The 21,601-nt window shown below is 62.5% G+C and carries 22 protein-coding genes, 1 tRNA gene and 1 rRNA gene; 16 read left to right on the forward strand and 8 right to left on the reverse strand.

Features of this window, described 5'->3' with window-relative positions:
- Together rrf and IB279_RS00010 are read left to right on the forward strand one after the other, a co-directional pair.
- Window positions 1-112, forward strand: a 5S ribosomal RNA gene (gene rrf, locus IB279_RS00005); the annotation flags it as partial.
- Window positions 113-301: 189 nt separating this feature from the next.
- A tRNA-Met gene (locus IB279_RS00010) sits at window positions 302-378 on the forward strand.
- Window positions 379-469: 91 nt separating this feature from the next.
- Here IB279_RS00010 and IB279_RS00015 read toward each other — a convergent pair.
- Complete coding sequence (locus IB279_RS00015; protein ID WP_192338908.1) at window positions 470-1,150, reverse strand: alpha/beta fold hydrolase; 681 nt, start codon at window positions 1,148-1,150, stop codon at window positions 470-472.
- Between the two features lie 262 nt (window positions 1,151-1,412).
- Between IB279_RS00015 and IB279_RS00020 the strand changes: the two genes are divergently transcribed.
- The 9 genes from IB279_RS00020 to deoA all read left to right on the forward strand — a co-directional run bounded on the left by IB279_RS00020 (window position 1,413) and on the right by deoA (window position 12,333).
- Window positions 1,413-2,120 carry a lysoplasmalogenase gene (locus tag IB279_RS00020; protein ID WP_034805132.1) on the forward strand — a complete coding sequence of 236 codons (708 nt, stop codon included), beginning with the start codon at window positions 1,413-1,415 and terminating at the stop codon, window positions 2,118-2,120.
- Window positions 2,110-3,522 carry a coniferyl aldehyde dehydrogenase gene (locus IB279_RS00025; RefSeq protein WP_371589956.1) on the forward strand — a complete coding sequence of 471 codons (1,413 nt, stop codon included), beginning with the start codon at window positions 2,110-2,112 and terminating at the stop codon, window positions 3,520-3,522. The genes IB279_RS00020 and IB279_RS00025 overlap by 11 nt, the downstream gene beginning before the upstream one ends.
- A 95-nt stretch (window positions 3,523-3,617) precedes the next feature.
- Window positions 3,618-5,930, forward strand: a complete 2,313-nt coding sequence (locus IB279_RS00030) for a heavy metal translocating P-type ATPase (protein ID WP_112770727.1) — start codon at window positions 3,618-3,620, stop codon at window positions 5,928-5,930.
- A gap of 248 nt (window positions 5,931-6,178) precedes the next feature.
- Entirely contained in the window at window positions 6,179-7,714 is a 1,536-nt protein-coding gene (locus IB279_RS00035; protein WP_034805126.1) for an ABC transporter ATP-binding protein, read from the forward strand.
- On the forward strand, window positions 7,711-8,844 hold the full coding sequence (locus IB279_RS00040) for an ABC transporter permease (RefSeq protein WP_034805123.1): 1,134 nt from the start codon (window positions 7,711-7,713) through the stop codon (window positions 8,842-8,844). The genes IB279_RS00035 and IB279_RS00040 overlap by 4 nt, the downstream gene beginning before the upstream one ends.
- Before the next feature lie 4 nt (window positions 8,845-8,848).
- Entirely contained in the window at window positions 8,849-9,820 is a 972-nt protein-coding gene (locus IB279_RS00045) for an ABC transporter permease (RefSeq protein WP_043622808.1), read from the forward strand.
- Window positions 9,821-9,824: 4 nt separating this feature from the next.
- Window positions 9,825-10,217 carry a cytidine deaminase gene (locus IB279_RS00050; protein ID WP_034805117.1) on the forward strand — a complete coding sequence of 131 codons (393 nt, stop codon included), beginning with the start codon at window positions 9,825-9,827 and terminating at the stop codon, window positions 10,215-10,217.
- Window positions 10,214-11,020, forward strand: a complete 807-nt coding sequence (locus IB279_RS00055) for a purine-nucleoside phosphorylase (protein ID WP_112770726.1) — start codon at window positions 10,214-10,216, stop codon at window positions 11,018-11,020. The genes IB279_RS00050 and IB279_RS00055 overlap by 4 nt, the downstream gene beginning before the upstream one ends.
- The gene (deoA, locus tag IB279_RS00060) at window positions 11,017-12,333 is read left to right on the forward strand and encodes a thymidine phosphorylase (RefSeq protein ID WP_112770725.1); all 1,317 of its coding nucleotides are present in this window, start codon (window positions 11,017-11,019) and stop codon (window positions 12,331-12,333) included. Before IB279_RS00055 ends, deoA begins: the two co-directional genes overlap by 4 nt.
- Here the strand turns inward: deoA and IB279_RS00065 are convergent.
- From IB279_RS00065 to IB279_RS00095, 7 genes are all read right to left on the reverse strand, one after another.
- The gene (locus tag IB279_RS00065; RefSeq protein WP_060609589.1) at window positions 12,326-12,853 is read right to left on the reverse strand and encodes a TIGR02281 family clan AA aspartic protease; all 528 of its coding nucleotides are present in this window, start codon (window positions 12,851-12,853) and stop codon (window positions 12,326-12,328) included. The genes deoA and IB279_RS00065 overlap by 8 nt on opposite strands.
- Window positions 12,854-12,981: 128 nt before the next feature.
- Window positions 12,982-13,611 (reverse strand): uracil phosphoribosyltransferase, encoded by a 630-nt coding sequence (upp, locus tag IB279_RS00070; protein WP_034805105.1) that lies wholly within the window; start codon window positions 13,609-13,611, stop codon window positions 12,982-12,984.
- A 117-nt stretch (window positions 13,612-13,728) separates the two neighbouring features.
- Window positions 13,729-14,697: an adenosine deaminase gene (locus tag IB279_RS00075; RefSeq protein ID WP_112770724.1), complete on the reverse strand. Its 969-nt coding sequence runs from the start codon at window positions 14,695-14,697 to the stop codon at window positions 13,729-13,731.
- Entirely contained in the window at window positions 14,694-15,914 is a 1,221-nt protein-coding gene (locus IB279_RS00080; RefSeq protein ID WP_112770723.1) for a phosphopentomutase, read from the reverse strand. The genes IB279_RS00075 and IB279_RS00080 overlap by 4 nt, the downstream gene beginning before the upstream one ends.
- Window positions 15,915-16,055: 141 nt before the next feature.
- On the reverse strand, window positions 16,056-16,643 hold the full coding sequence (locus IB279_RS00085) for a TadE/TadG family type IV pilus assembly protein (RefSeq protein WP_112770722.1): 588 nt from the start codon (window positions 16,641-16,643) through the stop codon (window positions 16,056-16,058).
- Window positions 16,644-16,653: 10 nt separating this feature from the next.
- Complete coding sequence (locus tag IB279_RS00090) at window positions 16,654-17,277, reverse strand: TadE/TadG family type IV pilus assembly protein (protein ID WP_112770721.1); 624 nt, start codon at window positions 17,275-17,277, stop codon at window positions 16,654-16,656.
- Window positions 17,278-17,393: 116 nt separating this feature from the next.
- Window positions 17,394-17,807: a pilus assembly protein N-terminal domain-containing protein gene (locus tag IB279_RS00095; RefSeq protein WP_060519409.1), complete on the reverse strand. Its 414-nt coding sequence runs from the start codon at window positions 17,805-17,807 to the stop codon at window positions 17,394-17,396.
- Window positions 17,808-18,064: 257 nt separating this feature from the next.
- On the opposite strand from IB279_RS00095, the gene IB279_RS00100 reads away from it, so the two are divergent.
- The 5 genes from IB279_RS00100 (at window position 18,065) to IB279_RS00120 (ending at window position 21,596) form a co-directional block, all read left to right on the forward strand.
- Window positions 18,065-18,250 (forward strand): Flp family type IVb pilin, encoded by a 186-nt coding sequence (locus IB279_RS00100; protein ID WP_034805075.1) that lies wholly within the window; start codon window positions 18,065-18,067, stop codon window positions 18,248-18,250.
- A 28-nt stretch (window positions 18,251-18,278) separates the two neighbouring features.
- Window positions 18,279-18,464, forward strand: coding sequence for a Flp family type IVb pilin (locus IB279_RS00105; RefSeq protein WP_034805073.1), 186 nt, complete (start codon window positions 18,279-18,281; stop codon window positions 18,462-18,464).
- 114 nt (window positions 18,465-18,578) lie between these two features.
- Window positions 18,579-19,091, forward strand: coding sequence for a prepilin peptidase (locus IB279_RS00110; RefSeq protein WP_112770720.1), 513 nt, complete (start codon window positions 18,579-18,581; stop codon window positions 19,089-19,091).
- Between the two features lie 121 nt (window positions 19,092-19,212).
- The gene (cpaB, locus tag IB279_RS00115) at window positions 19,213-20,022 is read left to right on the forward strand and encodes a Flp pilus assembly protein CpaB (RefSeq protein WP_034805067.1); all 810 of its coding nucleotides are present in this window, start codon (window positions 19,213-19,215) and stop codon (window positions 20,020-20,022) included.
- Window positions 20,019-21,596 carry a type II and III secretion system protein family protein gene (locus IB279_RS00120; RefSeq protein ID WP_112770719.1) on the forward strand — a complete coding sequence of 526 codons (1,578 nt, stop codon included), beginning with the start codon at window positions 20,019-20,021 and terminating at the stop codon, window positions 21,594-21,596. The genes cpaB and IB279_RS00120 overlap by 4 nt, the downstream gene beginning before the upstream one ends.
- Window positions 21,597-21,601: the final 5 nt, after the last annotated feature.

Here is a 21,601-nt window from a genome sequence, read left to right on the forward strand (position 1 = left end):
GGTGGTTCTGGCGGGGTGGCTGCACCCGTTCCCATTCCGAACACGGCCGTGAAACGCCCCAGCGCCGATGGTACTTCGTCTTAAGACGCGGGAGAGTAGGTCGCTGCCAGGTCTGCAAAGCGCAAGATAAAATCCGGAAAACAAAGATCACCTTCTCTTCATGCCTCGGCCCAGCCGAAACACGGGCCGCCCTCAAGCGGCCCTTTTGTTTTGCTAAGCTCGGAACAGACAAACAACGGGATTTTGCCTCCGGCAAAACCCGGAATAAGCGGATAAACCGCAAAGCGGTTTACCGCGATGGCGCGGGGTGGAGCAGCCCGGTAGCTCGTCAGGCTCATAACCTGAAGGCCGCAGGTTCAAATCCTGCCCCCGCAACCAAATCAAAAAAAGCCCGCATGGAGAAATCCAGCGGGCTTTTTGACGTTTGAACCGCCGAAAGCATTCCCCTGCTAAGCCGCAAGCGTCCAATTTAGGCGACTTCCTGAGATCTGATCACGTCCGCCAGGATGGCATTCAGCGCAAACGCACGCTCCAGTGGGACATAATGGCCGCAAGCCGGGAGGACGTGCAAACGGCCGTCGATCGCGGCTGCGGCCTGCAAGGCGCTCGCGCTAGGCCCCGGAGCGACGTCGTCCGCTCCGGACACGATCGTGATCGGCCCCGGAAACGTCGAGAGGCGGTGATCCCGGCTCGGCCGCGTATGAAACACGGTAACGCCCCTTGCTATCTCCGCCGCCGAGGATCGTAACGCCATTTCCTTCGCCCGGTCGACCGTTGCCGTGCTGGCGGTGCGGGAAAACAGCGGCGCCCAATAGGAGTACCAGGCAGCCTCCAGGCCTTCTTCGTCAATCAGCCTGAGCGCAGAGGCATGGAAAGTCGGTTCGGGATGATGCCTGGCCTTCGTGCCGATCAGCACCAGCGCCGAGACCCGTTGCGGTGCGATGGTCGCGACCTCGAGCGCGCATGATCCGCCGACGGAACAGCCGACCACGATGATATTGTCGCCCTTCAGCGGTTTGAGTGCGGCCCGCGCCCATGCGTCAATCGTCTCTCCCGAAGAATAGAGGGTCGGGGCATGGGTTGCGCCTGGCAGCAGATGCATCTGCTCCGCCCACATGGAACTGTCGAGCGGCAATGCGTGCAGCAGCAAGAGTTCGGGGGCCGATCTTGGCTGTGGCCCGTTGGCGGAATGGGCGATCATGGAACGCACTATGAGCCAGCCGCCGGCGAAAGGGCAATCCTGCCGCGCTTCGGACGGTTCACCAGCGGAGCGATGTCCGCAATAGTCCGTCAGGAGTGTAGTGTTGCTCGATATGCCCGCGCGCCCCCGCTGGACAATCGCGCAAAAATAGAAACTATCGCCGTGACCGGAACAGAGTCGAAACGCGGCCTTAGGGCGGGAGTGGCGCGACATGAGTTATCAGGGAACCTTGGACGTTCACCGAAGCCGGCCCGTCCACGTGCTCTTTTTCGTCTGCGCCGCTTTGGCGATCCTCGGCAGCCTGCTTGCCGCCCCCGACGATTCTCCCTGGCGCTGGCTGCATTATCTGACGAAGCCGACGGCGACGCTGCTGCTTCTCGTCGTGGTGTTGCGAACGATCTCTGAAACACCCAGCGCCTATGCCTGGGCCGTTGCTATCGGTCTCGTCTTCGCGGCGGCCGGCGATGTCTTTCTTATGCTGCCGGGTGATTATTTCCTGGCAGGCCTCGTTTGCTTTCTGCTGACCCATTGCACCTATATTTACGCACTCACCCGTGATGCCAAGTTTGCCGAAAGCAAAGGCATCTTCGCGGCCTTTGCCCTCGTTGCGCTCGCCGTTGTCGGTGGGCTCTGGACCTCGCTTCCTGACGAAATGCGCATTCCCGTCATCATCTACGCCCTGGCGCTTGGAGCAATGGCGGCTCAGGCCATTTCCCGCGCCCGACAGCTTTCGGGAACGCCCCGGGCAACGGCGGCACGGCTCGCCGCCTATGGCGGCCTGTTGTTCCTGATCAGTGACAGCATACTCGCCTATGGCCGCTTCCGCTTCGCGATCCCCTTCAACGCGCTCTGGGTGCTTGGCACCTACTACGCAGCCCAATGGTTCTTTGCCCGCTCGACCGATGACCATAGCCACTGACAACCCCGCAGGTCTCCATGCCACTTTCGACGGGCTACGCACGACCTGGCGCGACAACCGGCCGTCCGTCGAACAACGCCGTGCGGACCTGAGCCGGCTCAGGGACCGCCTGCGCGACCGCATGGAGGAGATGTGCGAGGCGATCGAAGAGGATTTTGGTCATCGCGCCCGGCATGAGACGTTGCTTGGCGAAGGGGGTGTCGTACTCTCGGAGATCGACCACACGCTGGCGAAGCTCAAACACTGGGTTCGGCCGGAACGACGCAAGGCCGGTTGGAAGCTATGGCCGGCGAAGGCCGAAGTGCGCTTCGTGCCGCTCGGTGTCGTCGGTATCATTTCGCCGTGGAACTACCCGGTCAACCTGGCGCTTGCCCCCTTGGTGGCGGCGATCGCGGCCGGTAACCACGTGTACCTGAAGCCGTCCGAACACACGCCGCGCACCGCGGAATTCCTTCGCTCGCTGCTTGCCGAAGTCTTTCCCGAGACACGGGTGGCTGTTGCCCTGGGGGCCGCCGAGCTTTCGGCAGCCTTCTCCGCCCTTCCCTTCGATCACTTGTTCTTCACCGGCTCGACCGCCGTCGGCCGCAAGGTGATGGCGGCGGCCGCGCAGAACCTGACACCTGTCACGCTGGAGCTCGGCGGCAAATCGCCGGCGATCGTCGGCGAAGCCGCAGACCTCGCCAAGGCTGCTGCGCGCATCGCGACCGGAAAGTTCTTCAACGCCGGGCAGACCTGTATCGCGCCCGACTATGTGCTGATCCATGAGAGCAGGCGGGATGCTTTCGTGGAGCAGCTCAAACGGGAGGCTGTGGCGCGCTATCGGTCGAAGCGTGGTCTCGACGATTACACGTCGATCATCAACGACGCCCAGTACGAGCGCCTGAAGCGGCTCATTGCGGATGCCGAGGCGCGCGGTCATCCGGTGGTTTCCCTTCTCGAAGGGGCAGCAGACGCGATAGCGCGGGAACGCGTCCTGCTGCCGACGCTCGTGCTTGATCCGGACCACGACAGCGCCGTCATGGGCGAGGAGATTTTTGGGCCCATCCTTCCCATCGTCAGTTACGCTTCCATCGACGAAGCCATCGCCTATGTGCGCGATCGCGACCGCCCGTTGGCACTTTATTGCTTCAGTCGCGATAACGTTGAAATCGAGGCCGTCCTGTCACGCATCGTCGCCGGCGGGGTCTGCGTCAACGACACGCTCTACCAGTTCGGCTGCAACGACCTGCCTTTCGGCGGCGTCGGCGCCAGCGGCATAGGCCACTATCACGGGCGCGACGGGTTCCTGACCTTCTCCAAGGCGATGCCGGTGCTGAGGAAACTCGATCCGGCGCCGAGCGACCTGGTGAAACCGCCCTATCGGGGCATTGCCGACTGGGTCATCCGCTTCCTGTCGCGATAATTCGCCAAAAAATCTGCAATCACGCAGCAATTTGGCCTTGTAGCTCTAGTTGCTAGAGGTCGTAGCCTTGCTTCAGAATTTGCAAGGAGCAGGTTATGGCGAGCACTATTCGGGAAGCCCGTTATCGCGTCGAAGGCATGGATTGCGCGTCCTGCGCGTCCAAGATCGATACGGCGGTGCGCCGGCTGTCGGGCGTCGAGGACGTATCGGTCTCTGTATCGGCGGGCACCATGTCGGTCAAGTTTGCCGACGAAAACGATCTTGCGACGTCGATTGTGAGCAGGGTCGGAAAGCTCGGCTATCGTTTGCATCCGATCCAGGCAGGCCAGGCGTCGGAGCGGAAAGCGGCGCATGTCTGTTCCGGACACGATCATGACCATAACCACGACCACGATCACGGCGATCACAGTCATGACCATGACCATGGTCATGGTCATCGACACGATGAGCACGCCCATCATCACGAGGGTAACGCCAGCCAGAAGGGCGAGACAGCCGCGGCAGCGATGGGCCTTCACGGTCATGACCACGGCCCGACGAGCGGTCCCTGGTGGAAGTCGGGCAAGGGCAAGCTGACGATTGCCAGCGGCCTGGCGCTGATTGCCGCCTATGCGGTCGGCAAGACGCTCCCGGCGACCGAGCCCTGGATCTTTACCCTCGCCATGCTCGTCGGCCTGTTGCCGATTGCGCGGCGCGCCTTTGTCGCTGCGACCATGGGCACGCCGTTTTCGATCGAGATGCTGATGACGATCGCCGCGATCGGCGCGGTCTTCATCGGCGCGACGGAAGAGGCGGCAATGGTCGTCCTGCTCTTCCTGGTCGGTGAACTGCTGGAGGGCGTGGCCGCCGGCAAGGCGCGCGCCAGCATCCAGTCGCTGACGGCGCTCGTTCCGAAATCCGCCTTCGTCGAGCGCGATGGGCGGCTGGATGAGGTTCCGGCCGAAACGCTGAGCGTGGGCGCCGTCATTCTCGTTCGCCCCGGCGACCGCATTCCGGCTGACGGAGTCATTCTCTCCGGCGAAAGTGCCGTCGACGAAGCGCCGGTCACCGGCGAAAGCACGCCGGTGCGCAAGGAAGTCGACGACACCGTGGTTGCGGGCACCGTCAATGGCTCCGGCGCGCTCCGCGTGCGGGTCACGGCCGCCGCTGCCGACAACACCATTGCGCGCATCGTCCGCATGGTCGAGGAAGCCCAGGAAAGCAAGGCGCCGACCGAGCGTTTTATCGACCGCTTCTCGCGCTACTACACGCCGGGTGTCGTCGTCGTCGCGGCGCTTGTGGCGGTGCTGCCGCCGCTTCTCTCCGGCGGCTCCTGGGACGAGTGGATCTACAAGGGTCTTGCCATCCTCCTGATCGGCTGCCCCTGCGCGCTGGTCATCTCGACACCGGCAGCGATCGCCGCCAGCCTTTCGGCCGGCGCCCGTCGTGGTTTGCTGATGAAGGGCGGCGCTGTGCTTGAGAATGTCGGCAAGGTCACGGCCGCCGCCTTCGACAAAACCGGAACGCTGACCGAAGGCAAGCCGAAGGTGACGGACATCGTCGGCTTCGGCCGGTCGGAGGCGGAGGTCCTGCGTCTTGCCGCAGCACTGGAGCAGGGATCGAGCCACCCGCTTGCCCGGGCCATCCTGGAGCGCAGCACGGCTGATGGCGTTGCGATCCCCAATATCGCCACTGTGAATGCGGTGGGCGGCAAGGGGCTGGAAGGCACCGTCGAAGGCATCGCGCTGTTCTTCGGTTCGCCGAAGGCCGCAGCCGAGCGGACGCCGATGACGGCCGACGAAAAGGCGCGCGTCGCCGCTCTCAACGATGAGGGCAAAACCGTTTCTGTGCTGGTCGCCGGTGGCGTGATGGCCGGTGCCATTGCCATGCGTGACGAGCCTCGGCCGGATGCGGCCGCGGGTGTGAAGGCGCTCACGGACGCCGGCCTCCGCGTCGTCATGCTGACGGGCGACAACCGCCGCACGGCCGAAGCGATCGGCCGCCAGTTCGGCATGGAGGTCCGTGCGGAACTCCTGCCCGAGGACAAGCAACGTATCGTGCGCGAACTGAAGGCGGAAGGCTTCAACGTCGCCAAGATCGGTGACGGCATCAACGACGCGCCGGCGCTGGCCGCGGCCGACATCGGTATCGCCATGGGCGGCGGCACCGATGTGGCGCTGGAAACGGCGGACGCGGCGGTGTTGCACGGCCGTGTCGGCGACGTCGCGGCGATGATCCGGCTCTCCCGATCGACGATGCGCAACATCGTTCAGAACATCACGATTGCGCTTGGCCTGAAGGCGGTCTTCCTGGTGACGACGATCATCGGCGTTACCGGCCTTTGGCCGGCGATCCTCGCCGACACCGGTGCGACCGTTCTCGTCACGATGAATGCCCTCAGGCTGCTTCGGCCCGTGCGAGCCGTCTGAGAACCACCAAATAATCCCAAGATGAAGGACCGGCGGCACCCGTTGTCGCCGGTTTTTCGCGTCCAAGTGCCTGTGTATATTCACGCTGGACTCTCACCAGCGATCTGATGAGAGTATAAGGAGATCACGGTTGAGGGCTTTCGCCCCGAAAAATCGATGATAAACTTAGACCAAATGGTAAAAAAATCGCCGGCACGGTTTCTGGGAAGAATGCCGAAGCGGGCCAGTTTGGGGATCGCAAGGCCAATATGGACAATATTGCCATCGAACTGCGTGGGATCGACAAGAGTTTCGGTCCGGTCCACGCCAACAAGAACATCAATCTAAAAGTCCGCAAAGGGACGATCCACGGCATCATCGGCGAAAACGGTGCGGGAAAATCGACCCTGATGTCGATCCTCTACGGCTTCTATCAGGCCGATAGCGGTGAAATCCTCGTCGACGGAAAACCCGTAGCGATCCGCGATCCGAATGCGGCGATCGCCGCCGGCATCGGCATGGTCCACCAGCATTTCATGCTGGTCGAGAACTTCACGGTGCTCGAAAACATCATGCTCGGCGCCGAGGACAGCCAGATCCTCAACAAAGGTATTGCCAAGGCGCGCGTCGAGCTGAAGCGGCTGGAGCGCGAATATGCGCTAGAAGTCGATCCGGATGCCGTCATCGAGGAACTGCCCGTTGGCCTGCAGCAGCGCGTCGAGATCCTGAAAGCACTTTATCGCCGGGCCGATATCCTGATCCTCGACGAGCCGACCGGCGTCTTGACGCCGGCTGAGGCCGACCATCTCTTCCGGGTGCTCGAACAGCTGAAGAACCAGGGCAAGACCGTCATCCTCATCACCCACAAGCTGCGCGAGATCATGGCGATCACCGACGAGGTGTCGGTCATGCGCCGCGGCGAGATGGTAGCAACGCGCACGACGGCTGAAACCTCGGTCGAAGAGCTTGCCGAACTCATGGTCGGGCGTCGCGTCTTGCTGCGTGTCGAAAAGGGCGAGGCCAAGCCCGGCGAGGTGAAGCTCGCGGTCGAGGGGCTGACGGTCAAGGACGGCCGCGGTGTCACCATGGTTGACAACGTCTCCTTCAACCTGAGGGCGGGTGAGATCGTCGGCATTGCCGGAGTTGCCGGCAACGGCCAATCCGAGCTGCTCGAAGCGATTTCGGGCATTCGTCGCGCCGTGTCGGGCTCCGTGCTTCTCAACGGTAAGCCCATCGACGTTACCGGCCGCGCCGACCCCTCCGAACTGCGCAATCGTGGTCTCGCCCACGTGCCGGAAGACCGCCACCATGTCGGTCTCGTGCTGAAGTTCGAGGAATGCGAAAACGCGATCCTCGGCTATCATCACGACAAGCGTTACCTCAACGGCGTCTTCCTGAACGTCGATGCGATCCGCAAGGACGCAGAGCAGCGCATCGCCGAATACGATATCCGCCCGCCGAATCCGCGGCTGAAGACCGCCAATTTCTCCGGCGGCAACCAGCAGAAGATCGTGCTGGCGCGTGAAATGGAGCGCGGGCCCGATGTGCTGATCATCGGCCAGCCGACGCGCGGCGTCGATGTCGGCGCCATCGAATTTATCCATAGACGGATCATCGAGATGCGCGACCAGGGCATGGCTGTCCTGTTGGTGTCCGTCGAGCTCGATGAAATCCGCGCCCTGTCGGACCGTATCCTCGTCATGTTTGCCGGCCGTGTCGTCGGCGAGCGCGATCCGGATGCGACCGAGGGCGAACTCGGCCTGCTGATGGCCGGCGTTGAAGGCCGCAAGGAGGCCGCAGAATGAGCACCCCCTATGCTAAGCTTCCGGGTTGGGTCGAATACGGCCTCGTCCCGCTGGTCAACCTCGCTGTTGCCTTCCTCGTCGCCGGTCTCGTCGTGTTGCTCGTCGGTGAAAATCCATTGGAAGCGGCCTATCACCTGATCAACGGCGCCTTCGGCCGCGGCGAATATCTCGGCTTCACGCTGTACTACGCCACCACCTTCATCTTCACCGGTCTTGCCGTCGCAGTCGCCTTCCATGCCGGCCTCTTCAACATCGGCGGCGAAGGCCAGGCCTATGTCGGCGGTATCGGCGTGGCGCTTGCCTGCCTCTGGCTCGACCAGACGATGCCGTGGTTCGTGGTGTTCCCGCTGGCGATCCTCGGGTCCGCCTTCTTCGGCGCCGCCTGGGCCTTCCTGCCCGGCTGGCTGCAGGCCAAGCGCGGCAGCCACATCGTCATCACGACGATCATGTTCAACTTCATCGCCTCGAGCCTGATGGTCTACCTGTTGACGCGGGTGCTGAAGCCGCTCGGATCGATGTCGCCGCAGACGCGCACCTTCGCCGAAGGCGGGCAACTGCCCAAGCTCGATTGGCTGCTCGCGATCTTCGGGCTGGATATCGGCACGGCGCCGTTCAACGTCTCGTTCCTGCTGGCGCTCGTCGCGGCCTTCTGCGTCTGGCTTCTGATCTGGCGCACCAAGCTCGGCTATGAAATGCGCACCATGGGCCACAGCCCTTCGGCCGCGCGCTACGCCGGCATGAGCGAAAGCCGCATCACCGTCATCACCATGATGATATCCGGTGCGCTTGCCGGCATGATGGCGCTCAATCCGATCATGGGCGAGCAGGGGCGCATGCAGCTCGACTTCGTGCAGGGCGCAGGCTTCGTCGGCATCGCCGTGGCGCTGATGGGCCGCTCGCATCCGGCCGGCATCATCCCGGCCGCCATTCTCTTCGGCATGCTTTACCAGGGCGGAGCCGAAATCTCCTTCGAAATGCCGTCGATCTCGCGCGACATGATCGTGATCATCCAGGGTCTCGTCATTCTCTTTGCCGGTGCACTCGAAAACATGTTCAGGCCGGCGATCGCCCGGCTGTTTGCGATGCAGAGCCGCCGTGCGGCCGTCGTGGCACAGACCAAGGGAGCTTGAAGCCATGGATTTCTTCCACGTCATCGTGGTGCTCCTCGAGTCCACCATCCGCGTATCCGTCCCGCTGATCTTCGCAGCGCTGGCAGGGCTGTTCACCGAGCGCGCCGGCATCTTCGACATCGGCCTTGAAGGCAAGATGCTTGGTGCTGCCTTTGCCGCCGGCGCTGTTGCGGCCGTCACCCAGTCGGTCTGGATGGGGCTGCTCGCCGCCATCCTGATCTCGATCGCGCTGTCGCTGGTGCACGGCTATGCGTCGATCACCCAGCGCGGCAACCAGATCGTCTCGGGTGTCGCGATCAACTTCATCGTCGCCGGCTCGACCGTCATCCTTGGCGAGGCCTGGTTCCGCCAGGGTGGCCGCACGCCGGCACTCGGCGAAGGTGCGCGCTTCCAGACGATCACCTTCCCCTATGCCGACAGCATCCGCGAAATCCCGATCCTCGGTCCGATCTATTCGGACCTGCTTTCCGGGCATTTCATCCTGACCTATGTCGCCTTTGCCATGGTGCCGATCAGCTGGTGGATCCTCTACCGCACCCGCTTCGGGCTGCGTCTGCGCGCGGTCGGCGAGAACCCGGGCGCGGTCGACACAGCCGGTATTTCGGTGATCTGGATGCGCTATCGCGCCGTCATCTGCTGCGGCATTCTCTGCGGCTTTGCCGGTGCCTATCTGTCGCTGGCCATGACCGCCGGCTTCGTCAAGGGCATGACCGCCGGTAAGGGTTATATCGCGCTGGCAGCGTTGATCTTCGCCAAGTGGCGGCCATTCAACATCATGCTCGCCTGCCTGCTTTTCGGCTTCCTCGATGCGCTCGCCATCCGCCTGCAGGGCAATCCGCTGCCGCTGATCGGCCAGGTGCCGGTGCAGCTGATGCAGGCGCTGCCCTATATCCTCACCGTAATCCTGCTTGCCGGTTTCATCGGCAAGGCCATTCCGCCGAAGGCCGGCGGCGTCCCCTATGTCAAGGAGCGCTAGAACCATGGAAAAGGAACTGTTCGAAGCCGCGCGTGACGCAATGGCCAAGGCGCATGCGCCCTACTCCAAGTTTCCGGTCGGCGCGGCGATCCGCGCCGAGGACGGCAAGATCTATACCGGCGCTAACATCGAGAACCTGTCCTTCCCCGAGGGCTGGTGCGCCGAAACCACCGCGATCAGCCATATGGTCATGGCCGGTCAGCGCAAGATCATGGAAGTCGCCGTCATTGCCGAGAAGCTGGCGCTCTGCCCGCCCTGCGGCGGCTGCCGCCAGCGGCTGGCGGAGTTTTCCGGCGCCAGCACGCGCATCTTCCTGTGCGACGAGACCGGCGTGAAAAAGACCCTGGCACTGTCGGACCTGCTGCCGCACAGCTTCGAGACCGAGATTCTCGGATGACCGCGGCCGCTGAACTGTTGAAAGCCAGGCTCGGGGACCTCTCTCCACGCTATGGCATCGTGCTCGGCTCTGGCCTCGGTTCTCTGGTCGAGGCTTTGGACGAGACGTTGCGCCTCTCCTACGCCGAAATCCCCGGGTTCCCGGTCAGCAGCGTCTCCGGCCATGCCGGCGAACTTGTGGCCGGAACGCTCTCGGGCGTGCCTGTTGTCATGCTGTCTGGTCGGGTCCACTACTACGAGCAGGGCGACGCCAATGCGATGCGCGTCCCGCTCGAAACCCTGAAGGCGCTCGGCATCGAATGCCTGGTGCTGACCAATTCCGCCGGATCGCTGCGGGATGATCTGCCGCCGGGATCGGTGATGCGGATATCCGACCACATCAACTATTCGGGCTTCAACCCGCTGATCGGCGTCGACAGCGACGATCGCTTCGTCGGCATGACCAATGCCTATGATGCCGAGCTTGCGGAAAGAATGCAGGAGAGCGCCGAGCGCCTCGGCATTCCGCTTCTCGCCGGCGTCTACATGTGGTTCTCCGGACCGAGCTTCGAAACGCCGGCGGAGATCCGCATGGCGCGCATCCTCGGCGCCGATGCGGTCGGCATGTCCACGGTTCCGGAAGTCATCCTCGCGCGCTTCTTCGGCCTCCGCGTCGTTGCCGCCTCTGTGATCACCAATTTCGGCGCCGGCATGACCGGTGGTGAGATCAGCCATCACGAGACGAAGGACATGGCGCCGATCGGCGGCAAGCGGCTTGCCGCGATTCTCGCCGACATGATCGCGGCCGACGCGGTGTGCGGGTGACGATGCTTCCGCAGGAAACCATCAGGCGCAAACGCAACGGCGAGCACCTCGCCCCGGCCGAGATCGCGGATTTCGTTCGCGGCCTGTCGAATGGTTCGATCTCCGAAGGGCAGGTCGCCGCCTTCGCCATGGCGATCTGGTTCTCCGGCATGAGCCGCGAGGAGACCGTCGCGCTGACATTGGCGATGCGCGATAGCGGCGAAACACTCGACTGGAGCACCATTAAACGACCCATAGCCGACAAACATTCGACCGGCGGTGTCGGCGACAACGTCTCGCTGATGCTGGCGCCGATCGTTGCCGCCTGCGGGCTCGCCGTGCCGATGATATCAGGGCGCGGCCTCGGGCACACCGGCGGCACACTCGACAAGCTCGAATCGATACCTGGCTATGATATCCAGCCGTCGGCGAGTGTGTTCCGCAGGACGGTCGACGAGATCGGTTGCGCGATTATCGGCCAGACCGCTAATCTCGCGCCTGCCGACAAGCGCCTCTATGCGATTCGCGATGTCACTGCGACCGTCGATTCGGTACCGCTGATCACGGCCTCGATTCTGTCGAAGAAGCTCGCGGCCGGCCTTCAGTCGCTGGTGCTGGACGTCAAGCTCGGCAACGGCTCCTTCATGAGCGATGCGCGTGAGGCCGAGATCCTGGCGCGCTCGTTGGTCGACGTTGCCAATGGCGCCGGCGTTCGCACCTCCGCACTCCTGACCGACATGAACGAGCCCCTGGCAGACGCGGCCGGCAATGCACTGGAGATCGACAATTGCCTGGCTTTCCTTCGAGGCGAGAAGAAGGGAACGCGGCTTGAAACGGTCGTGCTCGCCTTTGCCGCCGAAATGTTGGTGGCCGGCGGCGCTGCCGGCGATGCCGAACAGGGTGAAGCCCAGGCGCGCAAAGTGCTTGGCAGCGGAGCGGCAATGGAACGGTTCGGGAAGATGGTACATGCGCTGGGTGGACCGGCGGATTTCATCGAGCGCTCGGTCGCCTGTCTCGGACGTGCGCCGGTCATTCTGCCGGTCGAAGCCGAGCAGTCCGGCTATCTCGCCGCCTGCGAGACGCGGGAACTGGGCATGGCCGTCATCGCGCTCGGCGGCGGGCGTTCGCATCCAGACGACAGGATCGATCACCGCGTCGGTTTCGATGCGCTGAAGCCGCTTGGAACGCGGGTCGAGAAGGGCGATCTCATCGCCTTCGTTCACGCGGCAGACCAGGAGGCGGCGGAAGCGGCCCGGCGACGCCTTTTGGCACTCTACACGATCGATGAGGTCGAGCCGGAGACGAGGTCCCCGATCCTCGCGAAAATCACCTGACGAGATGCAGATCGCCGTCCTCGACACGGAAAGAGGACAGCCGGTTCAGGAAGGTCATGCCGATCAGAGTCCCCGAGAGCGCCTTGTCCGGAAGCACCAGCGCCTGAACGTCGCGCACCGATATGCCGCCGATCTCGATTCGGCTGAGGACCGCCGGCGCTGCCCCGACGATGCCATTGGCCGTGTTGACACGTGCCGCGGCGAAGTCGAGCGTGTTCGCCGAAATCCCGAGCCGCCTTGCGGTTGAAAAGTTGATAATGATCGCACTGGCGCCAGTATCGACCAGTCCGCGTTCGGTTCGTCCATTGATGCGGAAGGTGCCAATGAAATGGCCTCTGTCGTCGGCGTCGAGCACGACGCTGCGCCCCATCGCGTATTTCGCGGTGGTCGTCGGCGGGGCTGCAGCTTCCTGTGTGGTCTTCCCGTTGTCTGCGTGGGACAGAAACCTGGTCGCAAGGTTCGGGACCAAGATGGCCGCGACTGCCGCAGCGCCGGCCAATGTCAGCAAACGGACGAGCATGGACATCACCTCTCAATCTAACTTATGCTCGTGCAAGTAGAGCCGACGATGCCTAAGACGACATAAAAAAACCGCCGGGATCCGGCGGTTTTCTCATCGATTTCAGATCCTGGTTAAGGATCTGAAAATCACTTGGTGCCGTACATGCGGTCGCCGGCGTCACCCAGACCGGGCATGATGTAGCCGAGTTCGTTCAGGTGGCTGTCGATCGAGGCGGTGAAGATCGGCACGTCCGGGTGCGCGCTCTGGAAATTGCGGATGCCTTCAGGAGCGGCGAGCAGGCAGAGGAAGCGCATGTTCTTGGCGCCGCGCTCTTTCAGCTTGTCGATCGCCGCGATCGAGGAATTGCCGGTGGCAAGCATCGGATCGACGACGATGATCAGGCGCTCTGACAGGCTCTCCGGTGCCTTGAAGTAGTATTCCACCGCCTCCAGCGTCTCGTGGTCGCGATAGACGCCGATATGGGAGACGCGGGCCGAAGGCACCAGTTCGAGCATGCCTTCCAGCAGCCCGTTGCCGGCGCGCAGGATCGAGGCGAAGACAAGCTTCTTGCCTTCGAGGACCGGCGAGTCGATTTCCTGCAGCGGCGTTTCGATGCGCTCCATCGTCAGCTCGAGATCGCGCGTCACCTCGTAGCAGAGCAGCGTCGAGATCTCACGGAGAAGCCGGCGGAAACCCGCAGTCGAGGTCTCCTTCTTGCGCATGATGGTCAGCTTGTGCTGCACAAGCGGATGATCGATCACTGTAACGCCGTTCATGGCTCACCTTTCCGGATTTTTTGTATCCGTCCTTTTTCCATGGAATGCGCCGTCGCCGCAAGGGTATTGGCCGACCGGAGACCGTCATCCCCAGCCGGCAAATCGCGACCTGTACCCCTAGATCCGCGTCAGCAACCGCTGGCGCGTCGCCTCGTCGACAAAGGCGGCTTCGATCGCGGTCCTGGTCATGCCGTTGATCTCATCGTCGCTGAAGCCCATCACCGCGGAGGCGATGTCGTATTCCTGGGCGAGCGAAGTGTGGAAGAACGGCGGGTCGTCGGAATTGAGCGTGACGCGCACGTCGGCCTCGTGCAGGGCCCGCAGCGGATGCGACGCGAAATCGGGGAAGACCTGAAGCGAGATGTTGGAGCCGGGGCAGACCTCAAGCACCACACCCTCATCGGCGAGGCGCCGAACCAGATCCGCGTCTTCGATCGCCCGCACACCGTGGCTGATGCGCGACGGGCGCAGGTGGTCGAGCGCGTCGCGAACGCTGAAGGCGCCCGAGAGCTCGCCCGCATGGATCGTCAGCCCGAGGCCGGCATCGCGTACGATATCGAAGGCGCGCGCGAAGTCGGCGACCTTATGCATGCGCTCTTCGCCGGCAAGGTTGAAGCCGGTGACGAGCTTGTGTTCGTGCCTGGCGGCGAATTCGGCCGTCTTGATCACCGATTCCGGGCCGAGATGGCGGATGCCCGTGATCAGCATGCGCGATTCGATGCCGGTCTTCTGCCGGGCCGCTTCCATGCCGGCGGCAAGACCTTCGAGATAGGCGTGGGCACCCAGGCCGATCGTGTTGCCGTGGTCGGGCGAAACGATGATTTCGCTATAGATCGTTCCGGCTTCGGCAAGTTCGGTCAGATAGGCTTCCGCGAGCAGCGCGTAGTCTTCCTCGGTCTTAAACAGCGAGGCGATGGCGTCGTAGCATTTCACGAAGCTGGTGAAGTCTTCCCAGACATAGGCCTTGTCGCGGATGATTGCGCTGGTGTCGACGCCATATTTCTCGGCCTGGGCCAAAGCCAGTTCGGGCGGCGTCGCACCCTCGATGTGGCAATGCAGTTCCGCCTTCTTCAGATGTGCGGTCAAATTAGGCTTCTCCCATGGTGGCCCGGCGCGATGCCGAGATGCTTGGCGACGGTTTCGCCGATATGCGTGAAGGTATTGGCAATGCCAAGCGAGCGGCTGCGCAGGGACGGCCCGAACATCAGCACCGGCACGCGCTCGCGCGTATGGTCGGTACCGCGCCAGGTCGGGTCGCAGCCATGGTCGGCCGTCAGGATGACGATGTCGCCCGGCTGCAGGCGACGGTCGAGATCGGGCAGGCGCGCGTCGAAGGCCTCGAGGGCAGCCGCATAGCCGGCAACGTCGCGACGATGCCCGTAGAGCATGTCGAAATCGACGAAGTTGGTGAAGACCAGGCTTCCGTCCTCGGCCTCGTCTATGGCTGCAATGCTGGCATCGAAGAGCGCCATGTTGCCATCGGCCTTGGTCAGCTTGGTCACGCCCTGATGGGCGAAGATGTCGCCGATCTTCCCGATGGCGTGAACCGAGCGCTCGGCCTCCACCAGCCGGTCGAGGATGGTCGGCTCCGGTGGCAACACCGAAAAGTCGCGCCGGTTGCCGGTGCGCACAAAAGTCTGCGGGCTCGCGCCGACGAAGGGGCGGGCGATGACGCGGCCGATATTGTAGTCGTCGAGCAGGCGGCGAACGATCTGGCAAAGCTCGAGCAGGCGGTCGAGGCCAAAACTCTGCTCGTGCGCTGCGATCTGGAAGACCGAGTCCGACGAAGTGTAGCAGATCGGCTTGCCACTGCGCATGTGCTCCTCCCCGTGGCGGACGATGATGTCGGTGCCGGAGGCGTGGCAGTTGCCGAGAATGCCGGGAATGTTGGCCTCGCGGCAGATCGCTTCGACGAGCTCCGGCGGAAAGGCGTCGCCTTCGGCGGAGAAGTAGCCCCAGTCGAACATGACGGGGGTCCCGGCGATTTCCCAATGACCGGAAGGCGTGTCCTTGCCGCGCGATACTTCGCTCGCCGCACCATAGGCGCCATAGACGCGATTGGGCAGCGGCATGCCCTGGGGAATGGTGCCGGTCGCAAGCTTTGCCGCGTGGATCAGGCCAAGCGCGGACATGTTCGGCAGGCTGAGCGGGCCCTCGCGCAATCCGGGCCGGTCGGCAGCGCCGATAGCGCAGAACTCAGCGATATGGCCAAGCGTGTTGGCACCGAGATCGCCGAAGGCTTCGGCGTCCGGCGCTCCGCCTATGCCAAAGGAATCGAGAACGAATAGAAAGGCACGCGCCATGATGCACCTTACAGCGGGCGCGCGGCGATCGCGGCCCGAGACCTCCGGAAAAGCGCAGGTACGCCCGCTAGGGCACCCGCGCAATCTCGAAGGGATAGCGCCGCTCGTTGCTCAATGCAATTGCGCCGCATGTCTGTCTGATCAGCAATCCGAGCATTTTATCGGCTGGGAGAGGCGTGCGTGGAAATAGGCCGTCTTGGAGAGATCGATGGTCTTTGCCGTCGCCTGAAGGTTGGGCGCATAGAGCAGGAGTTCGTGCGGTACGGTCAGTTCCGTGCGAATGACGAAGGAGTTGGTCGCTGTGAACTGGGCGGGCAGGGAGACCTTCGTATTGACGGCATAGGGCGTGCCGCCTGCCTGATCGCGCGACCACAGGATCGTGCCCTCATTGGTGTTCGTGACCGCGATGCCGCTGATCTTCAGCGTGTAGTTGGCATTTCCGTAGGGCGCCAGGATGCTCTTTGCGATGTTCGGCACGTTGGCGAGGAAGGCCTTGTTGACCTCCGTCTGCTGCGCGACGACGTCGGCCGTAGCGCTTGCGGCGCGCGCGGTCTTGCCGGCAACTGTAAAACCGACCGAGAGTTCGAAGGCGCCGAGATAGGCCATCACCAGCAGCGGGGCGACGATCGCGAATTCGACCGCACCGACGCCGCTTCTGTCGCGCCGCAGCGCACCAAGGGCCTTGGTGACTGGCTTGAGGCGCAGGATTTCTAACGCGGAATACGGCATCGGGGGCGCCTCACTCGCTCTCGTTGCGGAAGGTGGCGGTCGCCACCATGAGATAGTCCTTCGGCATGCTTGAGCCGGCGGGCCGCAGGTTGGTGATGAACGGCCTGACGAGGTCCGTGAAGACGCTCCAGCGATAATAGGCGCGAACCACGTTGAAGGAGCCGGGGCCGCCAGGAGCAAACTTGAAGTCGGCCGTGTCGATGTCGGTGGAATCGGCCTTCCGCGGGATCAGCACGGGAAACTTGCTGAGATCACTGACCGCCCTGACGTCCAGATAGAATTGCGAGGGTAGGCCGGCTTCAGTGGCCGAGCACTTCATCAGGACCGAGATTTCGTCGCAGAACGCCTGGCGGAACTGAGCCTCGCTCATGTCGGTCTGTTTACCCTGCTGGAAGGTGATCTGACCGGTGCGGACCTTGCGCGCCATCGTCTCCGTCGCATTCGCCAGGAGCTGGTCGCCGTAGAAGGCGGCGAAGGTTTCGAGCGAGGCGAAGATCACCACGAAGAAGGGAAGCGCGAGAATGGCGAACTCGATACTCGTCGTGCCTTTGCGGTTGCGAAGGAAACGGCTGAAAATGCCTTTTCGCCTTTTTTCGGCCCCGCTCGGCCGCCATGTTGCCTGCTCGATGTTCATTGCGCCGTCCCATCATGTTACGCCAGACGGGCGGCAGATTATGGAGCAACCATTGATATTTCGTTCTCAGGGATGGTGCGCATTTTAACGAACCACGCGCTTCGAACCCATAAAAATCAATTGGTGCTACCTGTGGTTTTGCGCTCCGCGTGGCGCTCACAATTTGGTGTGCAGGAGAGCACGGTGCGGGACGTCTGTTTATAGACGCGCACGGTGTTGCCTTCGTCGATCGACACCAGGATCCGCTCGTCGACGATGGCGTTTCCGTCCTGATCGAGGATGACCAAGTTGGTGGTTCCGAAGTTGCGCCCCGTAATGACGATCGTACGGGCGTCCGCAACCGTCGCGTCCGCCACCTCGGCATTGCCGATGATGACCTTGCTGACCGGGCGATCGAGCTTCAATACGCGCGCATGATCCATATACACACGCATCATGTCGCTTTCGGCCGCGGCGGCAACCGAGGGGGCGAGGGCGGCGATCGCGTATGCGAAAATGGCGGCTCGGCCGGTCGCGAATGGCGTGGTCATGGCGGGTCCCTAGGTGGTGTTTACGCCATACTCACTGGTCTTGGTGAACGAACCGTTAAGTCGGTCCTATCGAGGCTTTGCGGAGGCTTCGCCGTTTTCTGTTCGTTTACCCAAAAATCAGGGATGCTTCGTTAACCTTCAGGTAACCGCCTTCTTTAAGTCGATGGCAATGCGCCAGGACTAGTTTGGGGTTCATCCGATCAACGGCAACAGTTGGCGGAAGTGCTGAACAACAAACGTGAAGTAGGAGAATCATCATGAAGAAGATTTTTGCCCGTCTGATGAAGGACGAGTCCGGCGCGACCGCCATCGAGTATGGCCTCATTGCCGCGCTCATCTCCGTTGCCCTGATCGCAGGCGCAACGACCCTCGGCAACTCGCTGAACAGCACGTTCAACGGCCTCGGCGGCAAGCTGACCAGCACCACGGCTGGCAAGCTCTAATCGGGAAAGCAAGCGAGGAGAAATTCGCATGACGAAGATTTTCCATCGCCTGCTTCGGGATGAAACCGGCGCGACTGCCATTGAATATGGCCTGATCGCGGCTCTCATTTCCGTCGCCCTGATTGCTGGTGCAAGCACGCTCGGGAACTCGCTAGATTCCACGTTCAACGGGATCGGTGGCAAGATCACGACGAGCACGTCCGGCAAGCTCTGACGAACAGGTTTCGCAAGAACCTGTAATGGAGCCGCCCCCAAAAGGCGGCTCTATTGTTATCTGGAAGCCAGCAGGCATCGCAGATTGTTTGCTCTCACTTCGGAGGCAGGAAGCATGATTGAAGCTGGCATATTCGTGGTCTTCCCTTTTTGCCTGGGATTTGCGGCGTTTTCCGACCTGCTGACGATGACGATCCCGAACCGTGTTTCGGTGATCCTGCTTGGTGCCTTCTTCCTGGTGGCGCCAATGTCCGGCTTGGGGCTCGCCGAGATCGGCCTGCATCTGCTCGCGGCCGCTGCAGTCTTTACCGCATGTTTTGCCCTGTTTGCGACGAACGTGATGGGCGGCGGAGACGCGAAGCTCCTGACGGCCTGCGCCATCTGGTTCGGCCTGACGCCGTCGTTGACGGCCTTCCTGCTCTATGTCTCGATCTTCGGCGGCGTGCTGACTCTCGCGGTGCTTTTGTTGCGCCAGCAGGAGGATACGATCCTTGCGAGCGGCATTCCTTTCCCGCAGCTTTTGCTCACGGCCAAGAAAATTCCTTACGGGATCGCGATCGCGCTTGGGGGCTTTGCCGCCTATCCCTCGTCGCCGCTTATGAAGGCGGCCTTCGCGCGGCTCACTTGAGAGGCATTTGAGCTGACTGGTCAGCTTTTGTTAACTGCGCTCATAAGTAATCCGTTAACCATAATTACACCAATTCCTGATCAATCTGAGCCTGGCATTTTTTCGGGGCTCGGAAACAATCATGAAACCGGTTCGCATCATCATACTGGCAGTGGCCGTTCTCTCGGCTGCGATGGCCGGTCTTTTGGCGATGAGGCTGACGGGCGCGCCTGCGCCACAGATGGCTGAACCGGTCGTCGAGCGTGCCCCCACCGTCAATGTGCTTGTCGCCAGCAAGAGCCTGCCCGTCGGATCGCGACTGGGCGGCGACAGCATCCAATGGATGGCCTGGCCGAAGGACGGCGTGGTCGATGGCATCATTACCGAAGAAAATCAGCCGACCGCGATCGATGATCTGAGCGGCGCGGTCGTGCGTCTGCCGATCTTCAACGGCGAACCCGTGCGCCACGAAAAGGTGGCAGATTCGTCCAGCCGCATCATGTCGTCGCTGCTGCCGGCGGGCAAGCGCGCCGTTGCGACCGAAATCACGGTCGCAACCGGTGCCGGTGGCTTCATCCTGCCGAACGACCGCGTCGACGTGATCATGGTGCGCAAGGGTGACGGCGAACTCTACCTGACCGAAACCGTGCTCAGCAATGTCCGTGTGCTCGCGATCGACCAACAGGTCGAGGAAAAGGATGACGGCACCAAGGCGGTGGTTGGAACCACGGCCACGCTGGAACTTACGCCCGACCAGTCGAAGGTGATGACGGTCGCGCAGCAGATGGCGGAACGTATTTCGCTGGCGCTCCGAAGCGTCGCCGACGCGCAGGAGTCTGACACGGACGCCGCGGACTATCTGCTGAGCGGCGACGGCCAACCGAACATTCAGGTCATCAAGTCCGGCTCCATCGTCAAGGGCGATGGAACGGTCGGCCAGACGCAGCAATGACAGACACGAGCAGGAACCAGGTGAGAACGGGGCATAAGGTGAAACGGAGCGGAAACAAATTTCGGGCGTCTGTCGCAGCCGGCCTATCATTCTGCCTGGCGGTTACCGGCATGTATCTGCCGGCGCCGACGGAAGCGTTTGCCGGCGCGTCCTCGGTCGTCCGCATCGTCGAAAGCGGCCCCGGCGTGAAGAAGAAGGTCAGCCTCGGTTTGAACAAGGCCGTAGTCGTCGATTTGCCTGCAGACGCGCATGATATCCTCGTTGCCGACCCGTCTCTCGCCGACGCCGTGACCCGTACGTCGCGGCGCATCTACCTCTTCGGCAAGTCCGTCGGCCAGACCAACATCTTCGTCTTCGGTCCCAATGGCGAGGAGATCGTCTCCCTCGACATCGAGGTCGAGCGCGACGTCTCCAGCCTTCAGTCCAACCTGCGCCGCTTCATTCCGGACGCCGATATCAATGTCGAGATCGTCTCGGACAACATCGTGCTGACCGGCACCGTGCGCACACCGCTCGATTCCACCCGTGCCGTCGACCTTGCCAAGGCCTTTCTTCAGGGCGGTGAGGCGACCACGCGCAACATCACGGCCCAGGGCAACAATGGTGACGCCGATATTTTCGCCGAAGACCGCCAGGTGTCGCAGATCGTCAATCTCCTGACTATCGATGGCGACGACCAGGTCAATCTCAAGGTCACCGTGGCCGAGGTCAGCCGCCAGGTGCTGAAACAGCTCGGCTTCAACGGCCGTGTTGGCGACGGCGAAAGCGGGATTGCTTTCCGAAATCCGGCCAACCTCGGCGATGCGGTCGGCGTCGGCGTGAACGCGATCATCAACAAGACGGTCGGCGGCACAGTGATTTCCAGCTACATTAACGCGATGGAGCAGGCTGGCGTCATGCGGACGCTGGCTGAGCCAAGCCTGACGGCGATTTCGGGCCAAGAAGCCAAGTTCTACGTCGGCGGCGAGTTTCGCCTGCCCGGAACCCAGGAAGTCACGATTGATGACAAGACCGGCGAGGAAAAGGTTACACGCGAAGTCAACGATGTCGAATACGGTATCCGCCTGAACTTCAAGCCGGTCGTCCTCGGCCCAGGGCGCATCAGCCTGAAGATCGAGACGAACGTCTCCGAGCCTACCTACGAGGGATCCGTCGTCACCGGCAACGGCAGGAACGCGATCCCTGGCAACACCTTCCTCGGCATCCGCAAGCGCGAGGCATCGACCAGCGTCGAACTGCCGTCCGGTGGTTCGATCGTGATCGCCGGCCTGGTTCAGGACAACATTCGCCAGGCGATGTCTGGCCTGCCGGGCGCTTCGAAGATCCCGGTCCTCGGCACGCTGTTCCGCAGCAAGGACTTCGTGCGCAACGAGACCGAACTGGTCATCATCGCCACACCCTATCTGGTCCGTCCGGTTGCCAGAAGCGCGATCTCCCGGCCTGACGACAACTTCAATCCGGCCAACGATCTCGACAGCTACTTCCTCGGCCGCGTGAACCGCATTTACGGACGGCCGGAAGCGGTCGCTCCGGCAGGCCGTTATCACGGCAACGTTGGCTTCATCTACAAATAGGCTGG

This window comes from Ensifer sp. ENS06 (assembly GCF_014852205.1).
Classification (GTDB): Bacteria; Pseudomonadota; Alphaproteobacteria; order Rhizobiales; family Rhizobiaceae; genus Ensifer; species Ensifer adhaerens.